1 protein-coding gene is annotated in these 326 nt (G+C 41.4%); it reads right to left on the bottom strand.

The genetic code is table 11. The features are described 5' to 3' along the window. Window positions 1-12 precede the first annotated feature (12 nt). The gene (locus tag HMPREF2865_RS02445) at window positions 13-243 is read right to left on the bottom strand and encodes a hypothetical protein (protein ID WP_070645398.1); all 231 of its coding nucleotides are present in this window, start codon (window positions 241-243) and stop codon (window positions 13-15) included. Window positions 244-326 lie beyond the last annotated feature (83 nt).

Consider the following 326-nt stretch of genomic DNA (forward strand, 5'->3'; position numbering starts at 1 on the left):
ACCGCCACGGCTTTATCTTCCAAGGCTTTCACGGTTGCATTCCTTATCCATCAGTTCTTTTACAAACAATCTGCCGCATTCATACGCTTCGTTTTCGGTTTTTTGTTTCAAAGTCGGATTGCGGATAGGGAAACAAACTGTTTTGATGCATTGGGATTCGTTGTCTTTATCCCTGAACACTTTCAAGATGTATGCTTTCGGGAAAGATAAGGGTTCGGAATTGACGGTATAGAAAATAAACATGATTAAGCCCCTTCACTGGCTAGAGTTAAGGGGCTTTACAAGAATTAAGAATATGCGCCCCTGATGGAACGCAATATATAAGG

Source organism: Neisseria sp. HMSC073G10 (assembly GCF_001812605.1).
In the GTDB taxonomy this organism is placed as follows: Bacteria; Pseudomonadota; Gammaproteobacteria; order Burkholderiales; family Neisseriaceae; genus Neisseria; species Neisseria subflava_A.